This is a genomic window from Thiocapsa sp. UBA6158, assembly GCF_002423035.1.
Classification (GTDB): Bacteria; Pseudomonadota; Gammaproteobacteria; order Chromatiales; family Chromatiaceae; genus Thiocapsa.
Genome location: NZ_DIUM01000026.1, coordinates 1 through 18,824 on the forward strand (window position 1 = coordinate 1; position 18,824 = coordinate 18,824).

General features: G+C 63.0%; 16 protein-coding genes, 1 tRNA gene and 1 pseudogene. 3 read left to right on the forward strand and 15 right to left on the reverse strand.

Annotated elements, in window-relative coordinates:
* Positions 1-1,162 precede the first annotated feature (1,162 nt).
* The gene (locus tag B4N44_RS03890; protein WP_296697129.1) at positions 1,163-2,722 is read right to left on the reverse strand and encodes a tyrosine-type recombinase/integrase; all 1,560 of its coding nucleotides are present in this window, start codon (positions 2,720-2,722) and stop codon (positions 1,163-1,165) included.
* A 172-nt stretch (positions 2,723-2,894) separates the two neighbouring features.
* Here B4N44_RS03890 and B4N44_RS03895 point away from each other — a divergent pair.
* Positions 2,895-2,981, forward strand: a tRNA-Leu gene (locus B4N44_RS03895).
* 306 nt (positions 2,982-3,287) lie between these two features.
* Here B4N44_RS03895 and B4N44_RS03900 read toward each other — a convergent pair.
* The 13 genes and pseudogenes from B4N44_RS03900 to B4N44_RS03960 all read right to left on the reverse strand — a co-directional run bounded on the left by B4N44_RS03900 (position 3,288) and on the right by B4N44_RS03960 (position 15,763).
* On the reverse strand, positions 3,288-3,902 hold the full coding sequence (locus tag B4N44_RS03900; RefSeq protein WP_093029282.1) for a BMC domain-containing protein: 615 nt from the start codon (positions 3,900-3,902) through the stop codon (positions 3,288-3,290).
* Positions 3,899-4,627, reverse strand: a complete 729-nt coding sequence (locus B4N44_RS03905) for an endonuclease III domain-containing protein (protein WP_296697133.1) — start codon at positions 4,625-4,627, stop codon at positions 3,899-3,901. Before B4N44_RS03905 ends, B4N44_RS03900 begins: the two co-directional genes overlap by 4 nt.
* A complete protein-coding gene (locus tag B4N44_RS03910; RefSeq protein ID WP_296697135.1) occupies positions 4,628-5,866 on the reverse strand; it encodes a sugar phosphate nucleotidyltransferase in 1,239 nt (412 codons plus the stop codon).
* Positions 5,867-6,062: 196 nt separating this feature from the next.
* Positions 6,063-6,818 carry a pyridoxine 5'-phosphate synthase gene (gene pdxJ / locus B4N44_RS03915; protein ID WP_296697138.1) on the reverse strand — a complete coding sequence of 252 codons (756 nt, stop codon included), beginning with the start codon at positions 6,816-6,818 and terminating at the stop codon, positions 6,063-6,065.
* A complete protein-coding gene (recO, locus tag B4N44_RS03920; RefSeq protein WP_296697139.1) occupies positions 6,815-7,621 on the reverse strand; it encodes a DNA repair protein RecO in 807 nt (268 codons plus the stop codon). The genes pdxJ and recO overlap by 4 nt, the downstream gene beginning before the upstream one ends.
* 9 nt (positions 7,622-7,630) lie before the next feature.
* On the reverse strand, positions 7,631-8,557 hold the full coding sequence (gene era, locus B4N44_RS03925; protein WP_296697140.1) for a GTPase Era: 927 nt from the start codon (positions 8,555-8,557) through the stop codon (positions 7,631-7,633).
* A complete protein-coding gene (gene rnc / locus B4N44_RS03930) occupies positions 8,550-9,227 on the reverse strand; it encodes a ribonuclease III (protein WP_296697141.1) in 678 nt (225 codons plus the stop codon). Before rnc ends, era begins: the two co-directional genes overlap by 8 nt.
* A 25-nt stretch (positions 9,228-9,252) precedes the next feature.
* Positions 9,253-9,597: a DUF4845 domain-containing protein gene (locus B4N44_RS03935; protein WP_296697142.1), complete on the reverse strand. Its 345-nt coding sequence runs from the start codon at positions 9,595-9,597 to the stop codon at positions 9,253-9,255.
* Between the two features lie 89 nt (positions 9,598-9,686).
* The gene (gene lepB / locus B4N44_RS03940) at positions 9,687-10,538 is read right to left on the reverse strand and encodes a signal peptidase I (protein ID WP_296697143.1); all 852 of its coding nucleotides are present in this window, start codon (positions 10,536-10,538) and stop codon (positions 9,687-9,689) included.
* A 330-nt stretch (positions 10,539-10,868) separates the two neighbouring features.
* Positions 10,869-12,681, reverse strand: a pseudogene (gene lepA, locus B4N44_RS03945) (translation elongation factor 4).
* A gap of 106 nt (positions 12,682-12,787) precedes the next feature.
* Positions 12,788-14,017, reverse strand: coding sequence for an iron-containing alcohol dehydrogenase (locus B4N44_RS03950; protein WP_296697144.1), 1,230 nt, complete (start codon positions 14,015-14,017; stop codon positions 12,788-12,790).
* A gap of 32 nt (positions 14,018-14,049) precedes the next feature.
* The gene (locus B4N44_RS03955) at positions 14,050-14,922 is read right to left on the reverse strand and encodes a pirin family protein (protein WP_296697145.1); all 873 of its coding nucleotides are present in this window, start codon (positions 14,920-14,922) and stop codon (positions 14,050-14,052) included.
* Positions 14,923-15,163: 241 nt separating this feature from the next.
* The gene (locus B4N44_RS03960; protein ID WP_296697147.1) at positions 15,164-15,763 is read right to left on the reverse strand and encodes an FMN-dependent NADH-azoreductase; all 600 of its coding nucleotides are present in this window, start codon (positions 15,761-15,763) and stop codon (positions 15,164-15,166) included.
* A 95-nt stretch (positions 15,764-15,858) separates the two neighbouring features.
* Between B4N44_RS03960 and B4N44_RS03965 the strand changes: the two genes are divergently transcribed.
* Positions 15,859-16,794: a LysR family transcriptional regulator gene (locus tag B4N44_RS03965; protein WP_296697149.1), complete on the forward strand. Its 936-nt coding sequence runs from the start codon at positions 15,859-15,861 to the stop codon at positions 16,792-16,794.
* 149 nt (positions 16,795-16,943) lie between these two features.
* Complete coding sequence (mtgA, locus tag B4N44_RS03970; RefSeq protein WP_296697151.1) at positions 16,944-17,630, forward strand: monofunctional biosynthetic peptidoglycan transglycosylase; 687 nt, start codon at positions 16,944-16,946, stop codon at positions 17,628-17,630.
* 10 nt (positions 17,631-17,640) lie between these two features.
* Here mtgA and B4N44_RS03975 read toward each other — a convergent pair whose 3' ends face one another.
* Positions 17,641-18,564, reverse strand: a complete 924-nt coding sequence (locus B4N44_RS03975) for an NAD(P)H-binding protein (protein ID WP_296697152.1) — start codon at positions 18,562-18,564, stop codon at positions 17,641-17,643.
* Positions 18,565-18,824: the final 260 nt, after the last annotated feature.

Sequence of the window (18,824 nt, forward strand, 5' to 3'; positions counted from 1 at the left end):
AGGTGATCCTGAAAAGCACTATAATTCAGGATTGCAGAACATGGCCCAGGAAAGGGAAAGGAATAGGCAGACAACCTGCACGACCCGGAAGGTTCTGAATTCATGGCGGACGGTATGTGACTGATAAAGCAATAGTGCGGGATGGTGCCCCCCCCGATCCAGCATGCTCCCGCCAGCAGGTCGATGTCTTGATGTACACCCCACCCTTATGGCTCCTCCGAGCCGCATTGGTGGGGGGTTTGCATCGTGTCATACATCAATGCACGATAAAGATTCCGCAAAGCTCCTTTTTCCTCTTCGCTATCAGATAGCCTTCCTCGCATTGTAGTATAGGCTAATTCTTTGACAGTTAGAGTGCTTTTGCCCGGTGTCTCTACTTCATTAGTATAGTCGAACACCCAAACACCCTTCTTTTTCAATAAAAGCTGGAATGAGTGGCGTGGCTCTTCTCCGTATATACGAAGCTGATGATGTTTGTACGTTGAATAGATAAACCTTCTTCTCTGCGATACTCCTTCATCCCAATGAGATTTGTGTACAAAACCGGCTACATTCTTGTACAAGTGGACAATGCTACTACTCAACTGGCGATCTTCCTGAGTAAGGTGCTCAATGCACGTACTCCCAACAACCATGTAGCCCCATTTAGGATGGTAGGTAAGGTGCTCATACCGGATTTCAGCACCGCAACCGTTTCTTTCGCAAGTACCATCCTGGCCTCCTAGATCATCTATGGACAAGAGGATCCACCCTCTATCAGGTTCAATTAGCCCGTGTTCCCTGGCGTGACACCCTTTGCATAAAGTTCGACATGCGCTTAGGGCATATTCCCACGGAGCCTTACCAGCCACGTAGATGTCATGATGAACCTGTAGCGTTACGTCTGCCGACGCGCGTCCACAATGGAGGCACTTATATCCATCCCGTCGCTTCACCTTCTCCGCGAAATCGACCCAATCCTTATTGGTGTAAATGTTCGTAGCATAGCCCATTGTGATTTGCGCCGATTCTCATAACGCAATAACATTGTAGCGTGCATGTGCCACCTTGTGCATAGGGTGCGTATGCCCGAGGAACCAAGTTTAAGGGGGGCGGTACAACCGATCTACAGTATCAGTCTCCGAGGTCCAGGTGGCACCTCACGCGAGCCCGGTGAACTTCCTCACGCGCCCCGTAGTGCAGCCAGTACCGCCGCCCTCCTCTCCTCTGGTAGCCCGCTCACCAAGTCCGCGATCAAGGTCTCCGCGTCCTCTCCCGTTGGGCGTGCTTCCGCCCTTGGACCATCGGTATGGGGCAACAGCCCCGCCTTCCCGAGGATGTGGTCCTCTACGAGCTGCGAAGCGTCCCGTAGATCCCCCAGACCCGAGATCTGGTAACCAGCCGTGACATCACGCGAGCCGGAGAGGTGGTTCAGGAGCCGCTTCAGAACCAACTGCGGAACACCCTCCCTGAGAGCTGCGGATGCGAAGACCCGCCGAAGGTCGTGAGAGGTTGCCACCAAACCGGTTCGGGTGGTGATCGTTTCGTGGAGGGCTCGGAGATCCTTGATCGGGTTCACATGGGTGCGTCCAGGGAACACCAACGGGCTCTCCGTCTCGGAAGGGTCGCCTCCTCCTTGGGTCGCTACCGCTCCTTGGCTCTCCGGTTCGGTGATGGTGAACCGGTCCCTCTCCCGGAAGCGTGCCTCCAGGATCTCCCGGACCCGCCGGGTCATGGGTCGAAGGAGTGGTCGGCCATTCTTCGACCGAGGTGCCGGTACCTTGATGGTCCCCTGCTGGAAGTCGACCAGATCCCACGTCAAGGTCGCCAGCTCGTTCAACCTGAGCCCGGTCAGAACCAAGGCTTCCAAGAGGTCGCACGCTCTCACCCGCACACCTTGGCTGGTTGGGTCTGCTTTCAAGGCGTGGAGGGCTGCGAACCAATCCCCTAGGCGCTCCTCGGGGATGATGGTCTCCTTCCTCGGAACATCGTTCCACCGGGCCTTGGTAGCCCCAGCCGTCCTCCGCTTGTTCAATGCAAGGGAGACGGGATTGTCCCCAAAGATCGGGTTACCTTCCACGTCACGGTATTGATCCCTTGCCCAGTTCCATAAGAGCCGCAGAACGCGGAAGTCATGGTCTGCCCGCGATGGACTCTCCTTGCTGCGTTCACGGTGAAGCTCCCGAACGAAGGTTTCGGTGAACTCGGACAAGGGACGGTCCACATGGGCCTTGAAGGTTGTCGTCACCCCGAGAAGGTAGTTCTTGCGGGTACCTTCCGAGAGATCCGCTTGTTCCAAGAACCTATCAAGGACTTGGCCATAGGGCACCGCTGCACCCTTCGCCACGGCTTGCTCGTTGGCTAGCTTCGCGGCTTCACGCTTACGTTCCACCCTCTGGTCGACACCTTGCTCAAGGTTCCGCAACTCCTCAAGCGTCTTGTCTCGGGCCATCTCGATCGTGAACACCTTCCGCTCCCCGATACGGAGGGCACGCTTCTTACCTTGAATCTTCCGAACGAGGTAGAAGGCGATGATGGGATCGTCCAGGGTGGGGTTGCCCCCCTTCTTCTTGAGCCGAATCCTCAGGCAAAGCCCAGGGACGGACTGCTTGCCTCCACGGTCCCGAATCCAGGCATCCCCGTCCGAGGGGATCGAGCTGGGATCAGTCCGGTACCCAGCGAGGGTGTTCGAGACCCAAGCATCCAGAGCCCTCTCGGTGAAATTGATTTGTGCAGTGGCCATCGGGAACCTCGGGAGTTTGGGGGGAACCTCTGGGGGAACCCTGGGGGAACTTTCGAGGGTGAAAATAGCGGAATATGGTGACCTTCCGCAAGACCTTACGGTGCGGCACAATCAAGGGGAAACCGGGTTATTGCAATGCTATACAGCGACTTACACTAGGTTGCGCTGCGTTGCCGGGGTGGCGAAATTGGTAGACGCATCAGACTCAAAATCTGACGGGAGCGATCCCATGCCGGTTCGAGTCCGGCCCTCGGTACCAATACAAGACAAGGGGTTAGGCTAAAAGCCTAACCCTTTTTTCGTTGCCTGCCGGGCTTCATGGGGCACTCATGGCGCACTTGCTCGCAACACACCACCGAAAACTACGCTCAACCCGACCGACCGCCGGAATCGAGCTTAACCCTCCGGGTGTTTCTTGCAAAACCGGGCGATGACACTCTCGTCCAGATTCAAGATCTGATGCATAAGGGGCTCTCCTGCAGCGACCGCAACTGCGGCGTCGGCCCAAGCCGGGGTTCCCAAACCCTCGCCGCCGCCTGAGCTACGGCGTAGGATCAGGGCGGCCTCAAACCCTCGAAAGGTTGTGGATGGCGGCGACGGCCGCTTTCCCGGCGGCATCGATATCGGCCTCGCGTCCGGCTAGGGTCAGACGCCCGAAAGCACCGACCGCCCGCACGTCGATGAGCGTCACGTTCGACGCCTTCTCCGCCTCGTTGGCGGCATACACGACATAGCCGGCGGGCTCGGTCTCCAGGAAGAACATGCTCTGGCCGGGCAGGATCATGGATCCGCGTCGATCCTGGCGATTGATCAGGACTGCATGGTCGGGCGTGATCGAGCGGATCGTCTCCTTCCAGGCGATCCGGCAGGACTTGCGGGCGCCCTCGGTCGTGTCGAGTGCGTTCAAGACCGCACGACCGGCATCCATGACGTCGCTCTGATCGCGGTGGTGGATGACCATGGACCCGAAGGCGCGCTCCACGACCTGCTGTCCCAGATGCACCCGCGTCGCCTTCAGCGCGATGTCCGTCAGGCGGTGCACCGCCATCCCCGGGGCAACCTCGATCCAGAGACAGGCATCGCCCGGCACCGGCAGGAAGCCTTGCGAGACGGTGCCTAAATACTCGGCGAGCTGCGGCTGAAGCGAATCGATGAAGACGTAGGTCCGAAGCTCGATCATGGGGTCTCTTCTGATGCTGTTGTCCCGCGCCGACGCCGCTGCGCCGTGCGCGATGAAGTGGATGAATCCGAGGGACTCGACGCTGCTGCGGCGCAGGTCCGGCGCAACGCGCAACGCTCGCATGCGGCACGCGTCCGACAGACCTCTTTGCCCTGCGACACGATGAGCGCATGGTACTCCTTGAGCATCGGCACGTCAGGGCCGAGTGCCTGCTCGAAGGCGCGACGAATGCCCTCGTAGGTCTCCCCGCCGGCGAGCAGACCCAGTCGTGCGAAGATCCGGCGCGTATAGGCATCGACGACGAAGACTGGGCGGTCGAAGGCATACAGCAGGATATCGTCTGCGGTCTCGGGGCCGATCCCTTTGATCGCCAGGAGCCGAGCGCGCAGCTCGGGGGTCGCCAGCGCATCCAGCCCCCCATGGCCGCCGGCCTGCAAGTAGGCCTCGCAAAACGCCCGGACCCGCTGCGACTTGACGTTGAAATACCCGGAGGGTCGCAGCGCATCGGCGAGCTCGAGCGGATCCAGGGCGAGGATCGACTCGGCGTCGAGCGGGATGCGCGAGCGCAGACGCTCCAATGCGCGCTCGACGTTCGTCCAGGCGGTATTTTGCGTCAGGATCGCCCCGATCATCACCTCGAAAGCGGTCTGCGCAGGCCACCAGTCCTGCTCGCCGAAGGCCTCGAGCAGCCTCGCATAAACAGCTCGCAGCGCTGCGGCGTCCACTCAGGGAATCTTGGTGACGACCACCACACCCTTCTCGGAGACGGTAAAGCGCTCGCGGTCGGCCTTCAGATCCTGACCGATCCGCATCCGCGGCGGGATCGCCACATCCTTCTCGACGATGCAGTTGCGCAGGTGTGCGCCCTGCCCGACCGTCACGCCGCTGAAGAGGATGGATGACTCCACGATGGCCCCGTCCTGCACCCGCACCTTCGGAAAGAGGACCGAATGATTCACACCGCCGCCACTGATGACGGTGCCGGCGGCCAACATGGAGTTGACGAAGATGCCCTCGTTCCCGCTCGTCGCACCGGGAACCGTGCGGGCCGGGGGATACTGGCCCTGGTAGGTGTGGATGTTCCAGTCGGCCTGATAGAGATCCAGAGGAGGCTCGGCACGCAACAGGGCCATATTCGCTTGGTAATAGGCGTCGATCGAGGACAGATCGCACCAGTAGCGATCCGGGGTCACGCGCCCGCGGTCCTGGCCGAAACGATAGGCGACGACGCTGTGATCCGCGACGACGGGTGCGACCATGTCCAGGGCCAGATCCGTGTCCGCAACCGCGCACTCGTCACGGCGCGCCTGATCCAGACGCGCCATCTCTTCGAGCAGAAAACCACGGTCGAAGACATAGACCCCCATGGTCTCCAAGCGCTCGGTCTCGTCCGGAATCGGCGCGACGAGCGAGTTCTCGACCGGCGCCGGTGGACTGAACCCCGCGATACGCTCGCCCTCGGTCAGCTGCACGCGCGCCTGTGTCCCGGAGCCACGCCCGTTGACCGCACGCACCGCGACCGTGATCTGCGCCTTCGACTCGGCATGCGCGCGCACCAGCTCGGCATAATCCATGCGGTAGACGGCACCGCCGTCCAAGACCAGGATCTGGCTAGCGCGGCTGCGCTCGATCAGATAGCGATTCTGACGGATGGCATCGAAGGGACCGGCGTACCACTCCTGGCTCTCGCGCATCTGCGGCGGGACCGGGGTGATGAACTCGCGCAGCTCGGGATTGAAGATCGACCAGCCATCGCGCAGATGTTTGTGCAGCGAGTGGCTCTTGTACTGGGTCAGCACCAGGACCTGTCGCAATCCGGAATGCAGACAGTTGGCCAGGGTGAAATCAATGACTCGATATTTGCCGCCGAAGGGCACCGCCGCCTTCGTGCGGTGCTCCGTCAGCGGAGCGGGACCCGCCCCGCGATCGATGGCAAGGACAAGGATAAGCGTCTCGGTAGGCATAGCGCAGCGGAATCACCGACGGGACCCCTCGTCCCGCTGCACAGTCTAAACCGCACCGAGTGCGGTATGCGATGTTTTTGGATGGAATCGGCCCCGGCAAACTTGACGGCCGCTGGAGCTGGCGCGGTTTAAAAGATTAAAAATTATAAAATTTTAAACCGCGTCCCCGCTAATCGAGACGGTCGAGGGACGCGCATCAGGGCCCTGCAGCCACCGCCGCATCGATCACGTCCTTCATGTCCCGAACGGCTTGATCCAGACCCGAGAAGATGGCGCGGGCGATGATGGCATGTCCGATATTGAGCTCGCGCACGCCCGGAATGGCCGCGATCGCCTTGACGTTGTGGTAGTCGAGACCGTGTCCGGCGTTGACCTGCAAGCCGAGCGAGATCCCGAGGTTCACCGCGCGTCGAATGCGGACCAGCTCCTCGGTGCGCTCGCCGGCGGTCCGGGCGTCGGCATAATGCCCCGTATGGATCTCGATCACGGGTGCGCCGACGGCGTGCGCGGCCTCGATCTGGTCCGGATCGGCGTCGATGAACAGCGAGACCCGAATCCCGCCCTCGGCCAGGCGTGCGCAAAAATCACGAAGATGCGGCCGATTCGCGCGAACGTCCAAGCCGCCTTCCGTAGTGAGCTCCTCGCGACGCTCCGGCACCAGACAGCAATCGGCCGGTTTCAGCCGACAGGCGATGTCTCCCATCTCGGCGGTCGCCGCCATCTCGAGATTCATACGGGTCTGCAGAATGCCGCAGAGCAGCTCGACATCGCGCTCTTGGATGTGGCGACGATCCTCGCGCAGATGCAGTGTGATCGAGTCGGCGCCCGCCTGCTCGGCAACCAGGGCGGCCTGGATCGGCTCCGGATAACGCGTCCCGCGCGCACGACGAATGGTCGCGACATGGTCGATATTGACGCCGAGCAGGACCCCGGCAGCGGTTTGACTGGTCAAGATTCAAGACTCCGATTCGTGATTCCGACTTGCGTCGAGTCGCGAGATGTGAATGGCCCCTGCCCCGATCCGGGTACCGGATTCGGGGCGGGCGCGACGGCAAAGCGCCGAAAGAGCTCACGGCTTTTCAATGGACGCCCACCCAGATGGGGCTCCAGAAGGCGTCGCAGAAGTGCCCGCGCCTCGCGCAGCTGATGCGGGGCCAAGCGATCGCCCTGCGCCAAGGCAAGCAAGGTCGCGCCGGATACGCGCTCGGCGCGATCATCCGCCTGCGCCGATCGCATGCCCTGTCCGGGGAGAAGCACATAGGCCCCGTCGGGCACCACCGGGCGATTGCAGTCGGCCTCGACATCCAAAGCGAGCGCGTAGCCCAGCTCGTCGAGCAGCCGAATCTCGAACTGCCGGAGCAGGGTTTCAAGGTCGTCGCCGCTCGCCAAACCCGTCAACGCGGCATGATAGAAGGCAAACAGCGGGTCGTGCGGATCATCGCGACCGAGCAGACGCACCAACAACTCGTTGAGATAGAAGCCGCACAGCAGCGGGCGCCCGAGCAGGCCGATCGCCGGCCCGGCAGCCTCGACCCGGGTCAGGGTCAAGACCTCGCCGCGACCGACCGCATCCAACCATAGAGGCTGAAACGGTTGGAGCAAGGCACTGGTCGGATGGCGCGCTCGGCGGGCACCCTTGGCGATCGCGGGGAATCGCCCGCGCCCGACGGCGAAGACCTCGAGCAGGAGACTGGTGTTGCCGTAATCGCGCCGATGCAGCACGAAGGCCTGAAACAAAGACCCGCGAGCGTTCACGGCACGGACTCAGCTGCCCCCGCGCCCGTCCAAGGGTCCGTCTCCGTAGCCGAGACGCCCCAAGGCGGCCTCGTCGCTCGACCAGCTCTTCTTCACCTTCACCCAGACCTCCAGATGCACCGGGCAGCCGAACACCTTCTGCATCTCCAGACGAGCCTGCGTGGCAGCGGCCTTCAGGGCCTCGCCCTGCCGACCGATGATGATGGCCTTCTGGCTCTGGCGCTCGACCCAGATCAGAGCGTGGATCTTGTAGCGCCCGCCGGTGTCTTCGAAGCGCTCGATCTCCACCGTCGTGCGATACGGCAGCTCCTCGCCGTAACGCTGCACCAGTTGTTCGCGCACCAGCTCGGCGGCAAAGAAGCGCTCGGAGCGATCGGTGATCTGATCCTCGGGGAAGACCGGCTCGCCCTCGGGCAGACCGCGCAGCAAGGCGAGCTCGAGCACCTCGACCTGATCCCCGTTCGCCGCGGAGACCGGGATCAGGTCGACAAAGGCGTGACGCCGACCGAGATCCTGCAGATAAGGCAGCAGATCGTCCTTCTTCGAGATGCGGTCGACCTTGTTGACGGCCACGATGACGGGCACGCCCGCGGTCGCAATGGCTTCGAGTGCTGCAGCGTCTTCATCGGTCCAGCGCAACGCCTCCACGACGAAGAGCGCCAAGTCGGTATCGCTGATTGCCGTGCGAGCCGCGCGATTCAGATAGCGGTTGAGTGCGTTCGCCCCTCTCTGATGGATCCCCGGGGTGTCGACGAAGAGGATCTGGCCCTCGGGGCGTGTTTTGATGCCGAGAATGGAGTGGCGCGTGGTCTGCGCCTTGTGCGATGTGATGGCGAGCTTTTGCCCCATCAGACGGTTGAGCAAGGTCGACTTGCCGACGTTCGGCCGCCCGATGATGGCCACGGTCCCGCAACGACCGACGATGATTTCAGACATTCTTGAGCTGCTCCAGCATGGCATGTGCCGCCGATTGCTCGGCAGCGCGCCGGGTGCCGCCCTCGGCGCGGGTACTGAGATCCGCATCGGAGAGCGCGCAACGGACGACAAAGGTTTGGGCGTGTTGATCGCCGCCGGTGGCCACGACCGTATATTCGGGGAGCGGCCGGCGTTGCGCCTGGAGCCATTCCTGCAGTTGGGTTTTGGGGTCCTTCCCGGCATGCGTCGCGCTGGTCTGCGCCAAGCGTGTGGCGAAAAGACGCAGAACGAGCTCGCGTGCGGAGATGAATCCCGCGTCCAGGTAAACGGCCCCCCAGAGTGCCTCGAAGGCATCGGCGAGGATCGAGTCGCGGGCATAGCCGCCGGTGCGCAGCTCGCCGGCCCCCAGATGCAGGTAATCCCCGAGATCGAGTCCGCGCGCCAGCGCGGCCAAGGTCTCGCGCTTGACCAGGGAGGCGCGCATGCGACTCAAGGTCCCTTCATCCGCCTCGGGGAAGCGCTGCCACAGTGCTTCGGCAATCACGAAGCCGATCAAGGCATCGCCGAGAAACTCCAATCGCTCGTTGTTGGCGGATGCTGCGCTGCGGTGCGTCAATGCCTGAAGGAGGAGTTCCTCGCGCGCGAACTTGTGTCCGATGAGCCGGGCGAGCCTGAGCGGATCGGCGTTCACGGGTTGACCTTCGCGCGATCGCCCGTCATTGGCCCTTCACCTCAACCTGATAGGCGAAGGTCAAAACCGTATCGATGTTGAAAAAGAGGTGCCGGCGCTGCTCATAGTCGAGCGACACCTCGTAGAGATTCTCGCCGGCACGCCGAATCTTGAAATCCTTGGCGCTCACCTGGCCCACGTTGTTGATGTCGAGCCGCTTGCCGATCTGATTGGCGATCTCGCGCGTACCGCCGTTGATCGGTACCGATTGCTCGGCAACGTTGTCCATGACGGATTTGACCGTCCAGAAGCCCAGGTAGGCCGGACCCAGCTTGAACGCAAGGGTCACGAAAAAGACCACCAGCGAGAGGATGACGAGGATCGACAGCATCCCTGCTCCGCCTTGACGGCCGTGCAATCGCGATCTCACAGGGACCTCCGCGAGAACCGGACCCCGTGGCCCGGCCCAGTGTGAACCGATCAATTGATCCCGTCGCCGAGACGGCCCCAAGCGATCGGGGAACCGTCGCGACGCCCGTCCCAATGCATCCAGATACCGAACGCCTTGCCGACCAGGTTGTCCTCGGGTACGAAACCCCAACAGCGACTGTCGTTGCTGTTGTCGCGGTTGTCGCCCATCACGAAATACTGCCCTTCCGGGACCTTGATGGGACCATAGGCCAACACACGACACCCCGGCGGCAAGTCGGGCGCGCTCTGTCGGGTCAAGATCCGATGCTCGACCTCGCCGAGCTGCTCGAGCGCCTCGCGCCCCCCGGTCATCTCGGCCCCCGACCCGACACCCGTATAGCGACCGATCGGCAACTGCGCGACCGGCTCGCCGTTGCGATAGAGCGTTTTGTTTTGGTAAGCGATCTCGTCGCCCGGAACCGCGACCACGCGCTTGATGTAGTCGACCGAGGTGTCCTGCGGGAACTTAAAGACCACCACGTCGCCGACCTGAGGATCGCCGATCGCGAGGAATTTGGAGTTGAGTACAGGCCAGCGCAGCCCGTAGGCGAACTTGTTGACCAAGATGAAATCGCCGGTCAGCAGCGTCGGCATCATGGAGTTCGACGGGATACGAAAGGGTTCGACCAAAAAGGAGCGCAGCACCAAAACGGCGAAAATGACCGGAAAGAAGGAGCGCGCATACTCGACCAGAAGCGGCTCCTTATACGCCGGTTTCGTCCGGTCGGAGAGCGTGCCGCTGCCGACGGCAGCCTCGGCCAATCGACGCCGACGCGGCGCGAACATCACCGCATCGATCAGCCAGATCCCGCCGGTCACGACGGATGCCAACACCAAAAAGGCAGGGAAATCGAAATTCATGGGTAGGTTTATGAGGTCTCTCGGTGATCCATGGATAGCGCTGCGAGGATGCGATCGGTTCTCGGCTCTCGGTGTTGAGAACACCGATCGAACATCCAATCACGCATCAAAACAAGATGTAAGGTGATTTTCGGGAATAAGCGTCTCGGCTGCGAATGCCCGGAGGACATCAAGGGCTGTGCGTGCGAATCAATTCGCACCTACACGCCGGTCGTTCCTTTCACTGAAATCCCCTCATCACTTGAACCGCGTCGACTCCAACCGTCATTGGCCCCGACAAGGCCGATCCAACGCAAGCCAACGCATCTCGCTCCAGACGCGGTTCAATGTCTAATTATCTTTGCCGACTTGGAGCACCGCAAGAAACGCCTCCTGCGGGATCTCCACACGCCCGACCTGCTTCATGCGTTTCTTACCGGCCTTTTGCTTTTCCAGCAGNNTCCAGCAGCTTGCGCTTGCGGCTCACGTCGCCGCCGTAACACTTGGCCGTGACGTTCTTGCGCAGCGGCTTGACCGTCGTGCGTGCAATGACTTTGGTGCCGATCGCGGCCTGAATCGCCACCTCGAACATCTGGCGCGGAATCAGATCCTTCATGCGCACGGTGATGTCGTGGCCGCGGTTCTGCGAGAGTGCGCGGTGCACGATCGAGGACAGCGAGTCCACCTTGTCGCCGTTGATCAAGACGTCGAGCTTCACCAGATCGGCCGCCTGGAAGCGCTTGAACTCATATTCAAACGAGGCGTAGCCGCGACTGACCGATTTCAGTCGATCGAAGAAGTCCAGTACCACCTCGCTCAACGGCAGCTCGTAGCTGACCTGTACCTGACCGCCGAGATATTGGATCTGCTTTTGAACCCCGCGCTTCTCGATACAAAGCGTGATCACCGAGCCGAGATAGTCCTGCGGCACCAGGATATGCGCCTCGATGATGGGCTCGCGGACCTCGCGGATCTGACCGGGTTCGGGCAGGTTGGCCGGATTGTCGATCTTGATGAGCTCCCCGTCCGAGCGCAGCACCTCGTAAACCACGGTCGGCGCAGTCGTGATCAGGTCCAGGTCATACTCGCGCTCGAGTCGCTCCTGGATGATCTCCATGTGCAGCATCCCGAGGAAGCCGCAGCGAAAGCCGAAACCGAGCGCCTGGGACACCTCGGGCTCGTAGTTCAGCGCCGCGTCGTTGAGGCGCAGCTTACCCAGCGCCTCGCGCAGATCCTCGTAGTCGTCGGAAATCACCGTGTAGAGCCCCGCGAAGACCCGCGGGCGCACCTCCTTGAAGCCCGGCAGCTTGGGGGCGGGGGAGTCGGGACGGGTGATGGTGTCGCCGACCGGCGCACCGTCGATCTCCTTGATGCCCGCGATCATGTACCCGACCTCGCCCGCGCCCAGACGATCGCGCTCGGTCTTCTTCGGGGTGAAGACACCGACCGCATCGACCTGCTGCGTGCGCCCGGTCGACATGATCAGGATCTTGTCGCGACGGCGCATCTCGCCGTTCATCACGCGCACCAGCGAGACGACGCCCACATAGGGGTCGAACCAGGAATCGATGATCAGCGCCTGCAGGGGTGCGTTCACGTCGCCCCGCGGCGGCGGGATGCGCTGAACCAGTGCCTCGAGAAGCTCCGGGATCCCCTCGCCCGTCTTGGCACTGACCCGCAGCGCGTCTTCGGCATCGAGACCGATGATCTCCTCGATCTCCTTGATGACGCGCTCGGGCTCGGCCGAGGGCAGGTCGATCTTGTTGAGCACCGGCAGGACCTCGAGTCCCTGCTCGATGGCGGTGTAGCAGTTGGCGACGCTCTGCGCCTCCACGCCTTGGGCCGCGTCCACGACCAGCAGCGCGCCTTCGCAGGCGGCCAGCGAGCGCGAGACCTCGTAGGAGAAGTCGACATGCCCGGGCGTGTCGATGAAGTTCAGCTGATAGATCTCGCCGTTGCGCGCCTGGAAGTCGAGCGTGACGCTCTGGGCCTTGATCGTAATCCCGCGCTCGCGTTCCAAATCCATCGAATCGAGCACCTGGCTGGACATCTCGCGATCGGTCAAGGCGCCGCTGAATTGGATAAAGCGGTCGGCGATGGTCGATTTGCCGTGATCGATGTGAGCGATGATCGAAAAGTTTCGGATATGACTGAGGTCTGTCATAAAGCTGAAGGTCGCCCGGGGAGAGTGTGAAGAGTGCGCGGCAGGCGTACACGCAAGCCGATTCTGTCGGCCGGGCGCGCGAGCGGGTGTCTGAAATGAGGGCGAATCATAGCAGACACGGGGGCGATGGGCATGTGCTGCGAAGCACCCGCCCCGGGATCGTCGACTTGCAGTCGACCTCTTTCGCCGGCCTAGCGGCCGGCGGGTCGACTGCAAGTCGACGATCCCGGGGNNGCTCGCCGAGCGCGGTCATGCCGTGACGCTCGAGCTGATCGACCAGCGGCGCGATCGCCTCGGCGCCGATCCCGTAGCCGGAGAGGCGTGTCGGAACCTGGAGCGATTCAAAGAAATCGCGGGTGCGCTCGATGGCCGCATCGATGCGCGCGTCTTCGTCGCCGTCACGCAGACCCCAGACCCGTTCGGCGTATTGCAGGAGCTTCCCGCGCTTGTCGAAACGTCGGACCTGCAACATCGCCGGCAAGACAACGGCCAGGGTCTGGGCATGATCCAGCCCGTGCAGCGCGGTGATCTCGTGTCCGACCATGTGGGTCGCCCAATCCTGCGGCACGCCGGCGCCGATGAGTCCGTTCAGCGCGAGGGTCGCGGTCCACATGAGATTGGCGCGCACCGCGTAGTTCTCGGGTTCAGTCAACGCCTTGGGGCCTTCCTCGATCAGGGTCAGCAGCAGACCTTCGGCGAAGCGGTCCTGCACCTTGGCATCGGCCGGATAGGTCAGATACTGTTCGGCGATGTGCACGAAGGCGTCGACCACGCCGTTGGCGACCTGACGCGGCGGCAGCGTATAGGTCTTGGTCGGGTCCAACACAGAGAAGCGCGGGAAGACCAGCGGGTGGATGAAGGCGAGCTTGTCGCGCGTGGCGCGCCGCGTGATGACGGAGCCTGCATTCATCTCGGAGCCGGTCGCCGGTAGTGTCAGCACGCTGCCGAAGGGCACCGCGGAGTTGATCGGCGCCTGCTTGGCGAGGATGTCCCAAGGCTCGCCTTGGAATGGAATGGCCGCGGCGATGAACTTGGTGCCATCGATCACCGAGCCGCCGCCGACCGCCAGCAGAAAGTCGACCTTCTCGCGGCGCGCGAGCTCGACCGCCTGCATCAGGGTCTCGTAGGTCGGGTTCGGCTCGATACCGCCGAATTCCAGAGAGTCCGTCTCGCCCAGCGCCACCTTGACCTCGGCCAGGGTGCCCGTCGTCACGACGCTGCCGCCGCCGTAGGTGATCAGCACCCGGGCTCCGTTCGGGATCTCGGGGCCGATCGCCGCGATCTGTCCTTCGCCGAAAAGGATTCGGGTCGGATTGTGGAAGATAAAGTTCTGCATGCGTAGGCTCCGTTGTGACGCGTACTCGTCGCTTAGGCCAGACGGCCGGCACTGTAGTCACGCACCGCTTGTTGAATTTCCTGCATCGTGTTCATGACGAAGGGGCCATGCTGGGCGATCGGCTCGCGCAAAGGGTTCCCCGCGATCAGCAGGACCCGTGCCTCGCCCGCAGCCTCAATGGCCACGCCGTCGGCGTCCGCATCGTTGGCGAGGATCGCCATGCGCTGCGACGGCACCGGATGTCCGGCGATACCGACCTCTCCTCGGTAGACATACATGAAGGCATTCCGCTCGATCGGAAGCACCTGCTCGAATCGCGTACCCGCCGGCAGATGCAGATCCAGAAACAGCGGTGCCGTCGTCTCTCGCGTCACCGCGCCGGTCACGCCGTGGGTCAGACCTGCGATCACCGTAACCGCCACGCCCGTCTCGGTCTCGAAGCGCGGTAGCTCGCTCGCGGTGAAATTGCGATACCAGGGCGGGATCATCTTGTCGCGCGCCGGCAGGTTGAGCCAGAGCTGGAAACCTTCCATCCGGCCTTGGGCCTGCTGCGGGATCTCGGAATGAACCAGACCGCTGCCCGCGGTCATCCACTGGACGCCGCCGGTCTCGATCAGACCTTCGTGGCCGGCGCTATCGCGATGCAGCATGCGACCGGCAATCATATAGGTCACAGTCTCGAAGCCGCGGTGCGGATGATCCGGAAAGCCCGCGATATAGTCGTCCGGATCGTCGCTTCCGAAGGCATCGAGCATCAGGAAGGGGTCAAGTCGCTGCTGCAGCGGCTGGGTCAGCACTCGGATCAGGTTCACGCCGGCACCGTCGGTGGTCGCCTGGCCGACCACCAGTCGCTCGATGGTGCGGCTCTGTCGCACCGGCTCGGTTTGGAACATGGTGTCTGTCATCTGGATGACTCCTGGTTTGCAGCGCCGCGGCGCTGCGCCTCTAAGGTGCTTTCCGGGAATCATCATCCCGACTGCGCATGCCCGGCAAAACTGAAAGGACCTTGGGTGCGAATTTATTCGCACAGCCCGGACGGTGGCATTGCCGAGCGCCTCGCGGGCGGAACCGGCGTGTGTGCGAATAAATTCGCACCTACAGGCTGATGGGTCCTTTTCGAAAATCGCCCCCGAAAACCGCCAAGGCTCAGGCAAAGGCCGCCGCGAGATCGGCCTCGGCCTCGGCGAAACCCCGCTCGGCCGACTCGGGTCCCATGTTGAGCCCTTCGGCGTAGATGAACCGCACATCGGTCATACCGAGAAACCCGAGCAGAGTCTTCAGATAGGGCACTTGACTGTCGGCCGGGGTATCGCGATACCGACCGCCGCGCGCCAGCGCCACGTAGACGCGCCGACCCGTGAGCAGACCGACCGGTCCCTGTTCCGTGTAGCGGAAAGTCACGCCGACACGAGCGACGGCATCGATCCAGTTCTTCAGTTGCGCCGGTACGCCGAAGTTGTACATGGGCACGCCGAGCACGATTACGTCGGCGGCTTGGACCTCCGCGATCAGGGCATCGTCGAGCGCAACGCGGGCGGCCTGCTCGGGCGTGCGCTGCTCGGGCGGCGTCGAGAGTGCGACCAGTCCGGCCTCGTCCAGGAGCGGATGGGGTCGGGTCGCCAGATCGCGGACCTGCACGCGCGCCGTCGGGTTCTCGGCGCGCAGGCGCTCGACCACGACATCGGCGATTCGGGTGGAGTTGGCGCCTTCGCGGCGGGCACTGGCATTGATCTGAAGGATGTTCATCGTATCGGTCTCGGCATCGGGTTTCATCTGAGACCTGACATAGTGATGCCGAGACGCCAAGAGTAGGCGTCAAATCGGATAACATTGTCCCACCTATGGAACAATTTGAACCCAACGACCTCCTGATCTTCGCCCATGTTGCCGAGGCGGGCAGCTTCAGCCGTGCCGCCGAGCGGATCGGCCTGCCCAAATCGACCCTCTCGCGCCGGATCTCAGTGCTCGAAGACCGTCTGGGCGAACGCCTGATGCTGCGCACCACACGGCGCCTCACCCTGACCGAACTCGGCGAGCATCTGCTCGCGCACGCCCGCCAGGTCGCCGACGAGGTCGACGCGGTGCGTGCGCTCGCCGAGCATCGCCAAGCCCGACCCACCGGACGGCTGCGCGTCTCGATGCCGGGCGATTTCGCGACACTACTCCTGAGCGAGATGCTGGCGACCTACATCGCACGCCACCCGGCGGTCATGCTGGAGCTGGATCTGTCCCCGCGACGCGTGGATCTACTCGGCGAGGGCTTCGACATTGCGGTGCGCACCGGCGCACTGCCGGACGATGCACTGCTGGCCGCGCGTCGTCTCGCGCTCTTCCCGATCGGTCTCTATGCGGCCCCCAGCTACCTGTGCGAGCACGGCGACCCGGCGATCCCGGACGATCTGCTCCGACACCGGGCCCTCTGTCTCGTCGGGCGCGACGGGGAAACCACGCCTTGGGAGCTGACCGCCGGGACGACACACTGGGAGGGTCTGCCCGAGGGCCGCATCGCCGCGAACTCGCCCGACATCCTGATCCGCTTGGCCGACGCCGGGGTCGGGATCGCCGCCGTCCCGGACTGTTACGCCGCGCGCAATGTCGAGCAGGGTAGCCTGCGGCGCGTGCTTCCGGCATGGGCGCTCCCGGCGCAGACGGCTTGGGCGGTTTTCCCCGGTCGCCGGCTGATGCCGGCGAAGACGCGGACCTTTATCGACATGCTCGAAGCGGCGCTGGGCGGTGCGCCCGGCAATCTTCCGCCCGGCAATGGTCGGGGCGGATGATTCCTCGGGGATCGTCGGCCGGGTTTGACCCGCCGATTCAGGGTCCGGATACTTCGACGATACCTCTTCGGCGGATCGTCCAACGGCGCTCCGATCACCCGCTCGCATGACCCGCAATCATGGCCGCTCGAAAACAACGCTCTCGGAAAATGCTGTTGCGCCGGATCGCGCTCGTGCTTGCGGGCATGATGGCGCTGTCGGTCGTGTTGGTCTTGATCTTGCGCTGGATCGACCCGCCGACATCCGCCTTCATGATTCAGCGTTGGATCACTGCCCATTCCGAGCCCGGCGAGCCGCCTTACGTCTATCACGAGTGGGCCGACTGGGACGCCATCCCGGCGGTCGTCAAGCTCGCCGTCATCGCCGCGGAGGATCAGCGCTTCCCCGGTCACGGCGGATTCGACACCATCGAGATCGAGCGGGCCTGGCAGCGCTATCGTGCCGGGGAGCGACTGCGCGGGGCGAGCACCATCAGCCAACAGACGGCCAAGAACCTCTTCCTCTGGTCCGGCCGCGACCCGATTCGCAAGGCACTCGAGGTCTGGTACACGCTGCTGATCGAGACGCTTTGGCCCAAGGAGCGGATCCTCGAAGTCTATCTCAACATCGCCCAGCTCAGCCCCGACACCTTCGGCGTCGGGGCCGCGAGCTGGCGCTATTTCGATCGCCCGGTGATGGCGCTGAGCAGCTCGGATGCCGCCCTGATCGCCGCCGTGCTGCCGAATCCCAACATCTATCGACTCGAAACACCCTCGGCGACCGTTCAACGCCGCGCCACCTGGATCCGGCGTCAGATGGCGCAGCTCGGCGGCGTGTCCTATCTCAACAAGCTCTGATCGCGCCGCTTTATCGGTTCAAGTATCCCAACTGGTCGACGCCGAAGGGTGTCGGGGTCAAGCCGAGCCGCGCGAAACTGTCGTTCTCGAAGCAGACGTTCCCCTCCATCAACATCCGGATCTGATCGCGCGAGATGGGAAACCAGGGATAGCGGTCGAGCAGACTCGCGGTCGCCTTGATGGCCATCGCCGGGGCCGGCAGCATCAGCTTGGTCTTGCCGGAGGCCGCGGCGATCGTGGTCAGGATCGCCTTCCAGCTCAGACGCTGGGGTCCGCACAAGCTGTAGGTCTGGGATTCGGTGCGCGACTCGCTCACGGCCAGCACGAAGGCCGCGGCGACGTCGTCGATATGGACCGGTGCCAGCTCGAAACCACCCGCATTCTTGGGGAACAGGCCGCTGTAGAAGAGCGGTGCGGGCATCGGGCTGTCGATGATGTCCTTCTTGAGCTGGGAGCAAAACTCCATCCGACCGTCCGGGTCGCCGAAGATGACCGAGGGGCGGAAGATGGTCCAGCGCAGCCCGGATGCCTTGAGCGCCGCCTCGGCAAGTGCCTTGCTGCGTTGATAGGGCGTGCCCTCGACATGGACCCCGTTGGCGCTCATCAGGATGAATCGGCCCACGCCTTGCCGCTTCGCCGCCGCGATCGTGTCCTCGACGCCGACGCGCTGCAGCGCATCGAAGGTGATCCCGCGGCTCGGAAACTCGCGCAGGATGCCGATCAGATAGATCACCGCATCCGAGCCTTCCAGACAACGATCGAGCGCAACCGGATCGGCGACGTCACCCGGGACGATATCGCAATGCTCCGGCTGCGCGACCTTCTGCTCGCTGCCCGGCCGGACCAGAAGCCGCGGCCGATGACCGGCGGCGATCAAGTGCCGAGAGATGTTGGTGCCGACAAAACCGGTACCGCCGATGATGGCAACCTTCATAAGAGCCTCCTTTCGCATTGATGGGCTGTGGCGGACGACGTGCCGTCATCCGGGCTAAACCGCGCCGGGTGCGGTATGCGTCGTTTGTTGGATTGGCTTGGCTGCGCGGGCTCCGACAACCGTCGGAGCCCGCGCAGATTGGATCGAGAATATCGGGGCGATCCGAACCGAGACGAGTCCCGTCGACGAGGCCCTTCGAAAGATGCGTATCTTGTCCAGGATCGCAAGGCATGCTGCTTGCCACCTATCAGTTTACCCAG

Coding starts and splice junctions, on each gene's coding strand:
- B4N44_RS03910 (WP_296697135.1), bottom strand. CDS start 5,866: ATGCCTACCGAGACGCTTATCCTTGTCCTTGCCATCGATCGCGGGGCG.
- era (WP_296697140.1), bottom strand. CDS start 8,557: ATGTCTGAAATCATCGTCGGTCGTTGCGGGACCGTGGCCATCATCGGG.
- B4N44_RS03955 (WP_296697145.1), bottom strand. CDS start 14,922: ATGACAGACACCATGTTCCAAACCGAGCCGGTGCGACAGAGCCGCACC.
- B4N44_RS03900 (WP_093029282.1), bottom strand. CDS start 3,902: ATGATCGAGCTTCGGACCTACGTCTTCATCGATTCGCTTCAGCCGCAG.
- B4N44_RS03890 (WP_296697129.1), bottom strand. CDS start 2,722: ATGGCCACTGCACAAATCAATTTCACCGAGAGGGCTCTGGATGCTTGG.
- B4N44_RS03960 (WP_296697147.1), bottom strand. CDS start 15,763: ATGAACATCCTTCAGATCAATGCCAGTGCCCGCCGCGAAGGCGCCAAC.
- mtgA (WP_296697151.1), top strand. CDS start 16,944: ATGCTGTTGCGCCGGATCGCGCTCGTGCTTGCGGGCATGATGGCGCTG.
- B4N44_RS03975 (WP_296697152.1), bottom strand. CDS start 18,564: ATGAAGGTTGCCATCATCGGCGGTACCGGTTTTGTCGGCACCAACATC.
- lepB (WP_296697143.1), bottom strand. CDS start 10,538: ATGAATTTCGATTTCCCTGCCTTTTTGGTGTTGGCATCCGTCGTGACC.
- B4N44_RS03965 (WP_296697149.1), top strand. CDS start 15,859: ATGGAACAATTTGAACCCAACGACCTCCTGATCTTCGCCCATGTTGCC.
- B4N44_RS03935 (WP_296697142.1), bottom strand. CDS start 9,597: ATGCTGTCGATCCTCGTCATCCTCTCGCTGGTGGTCTTTTTCGTGACC.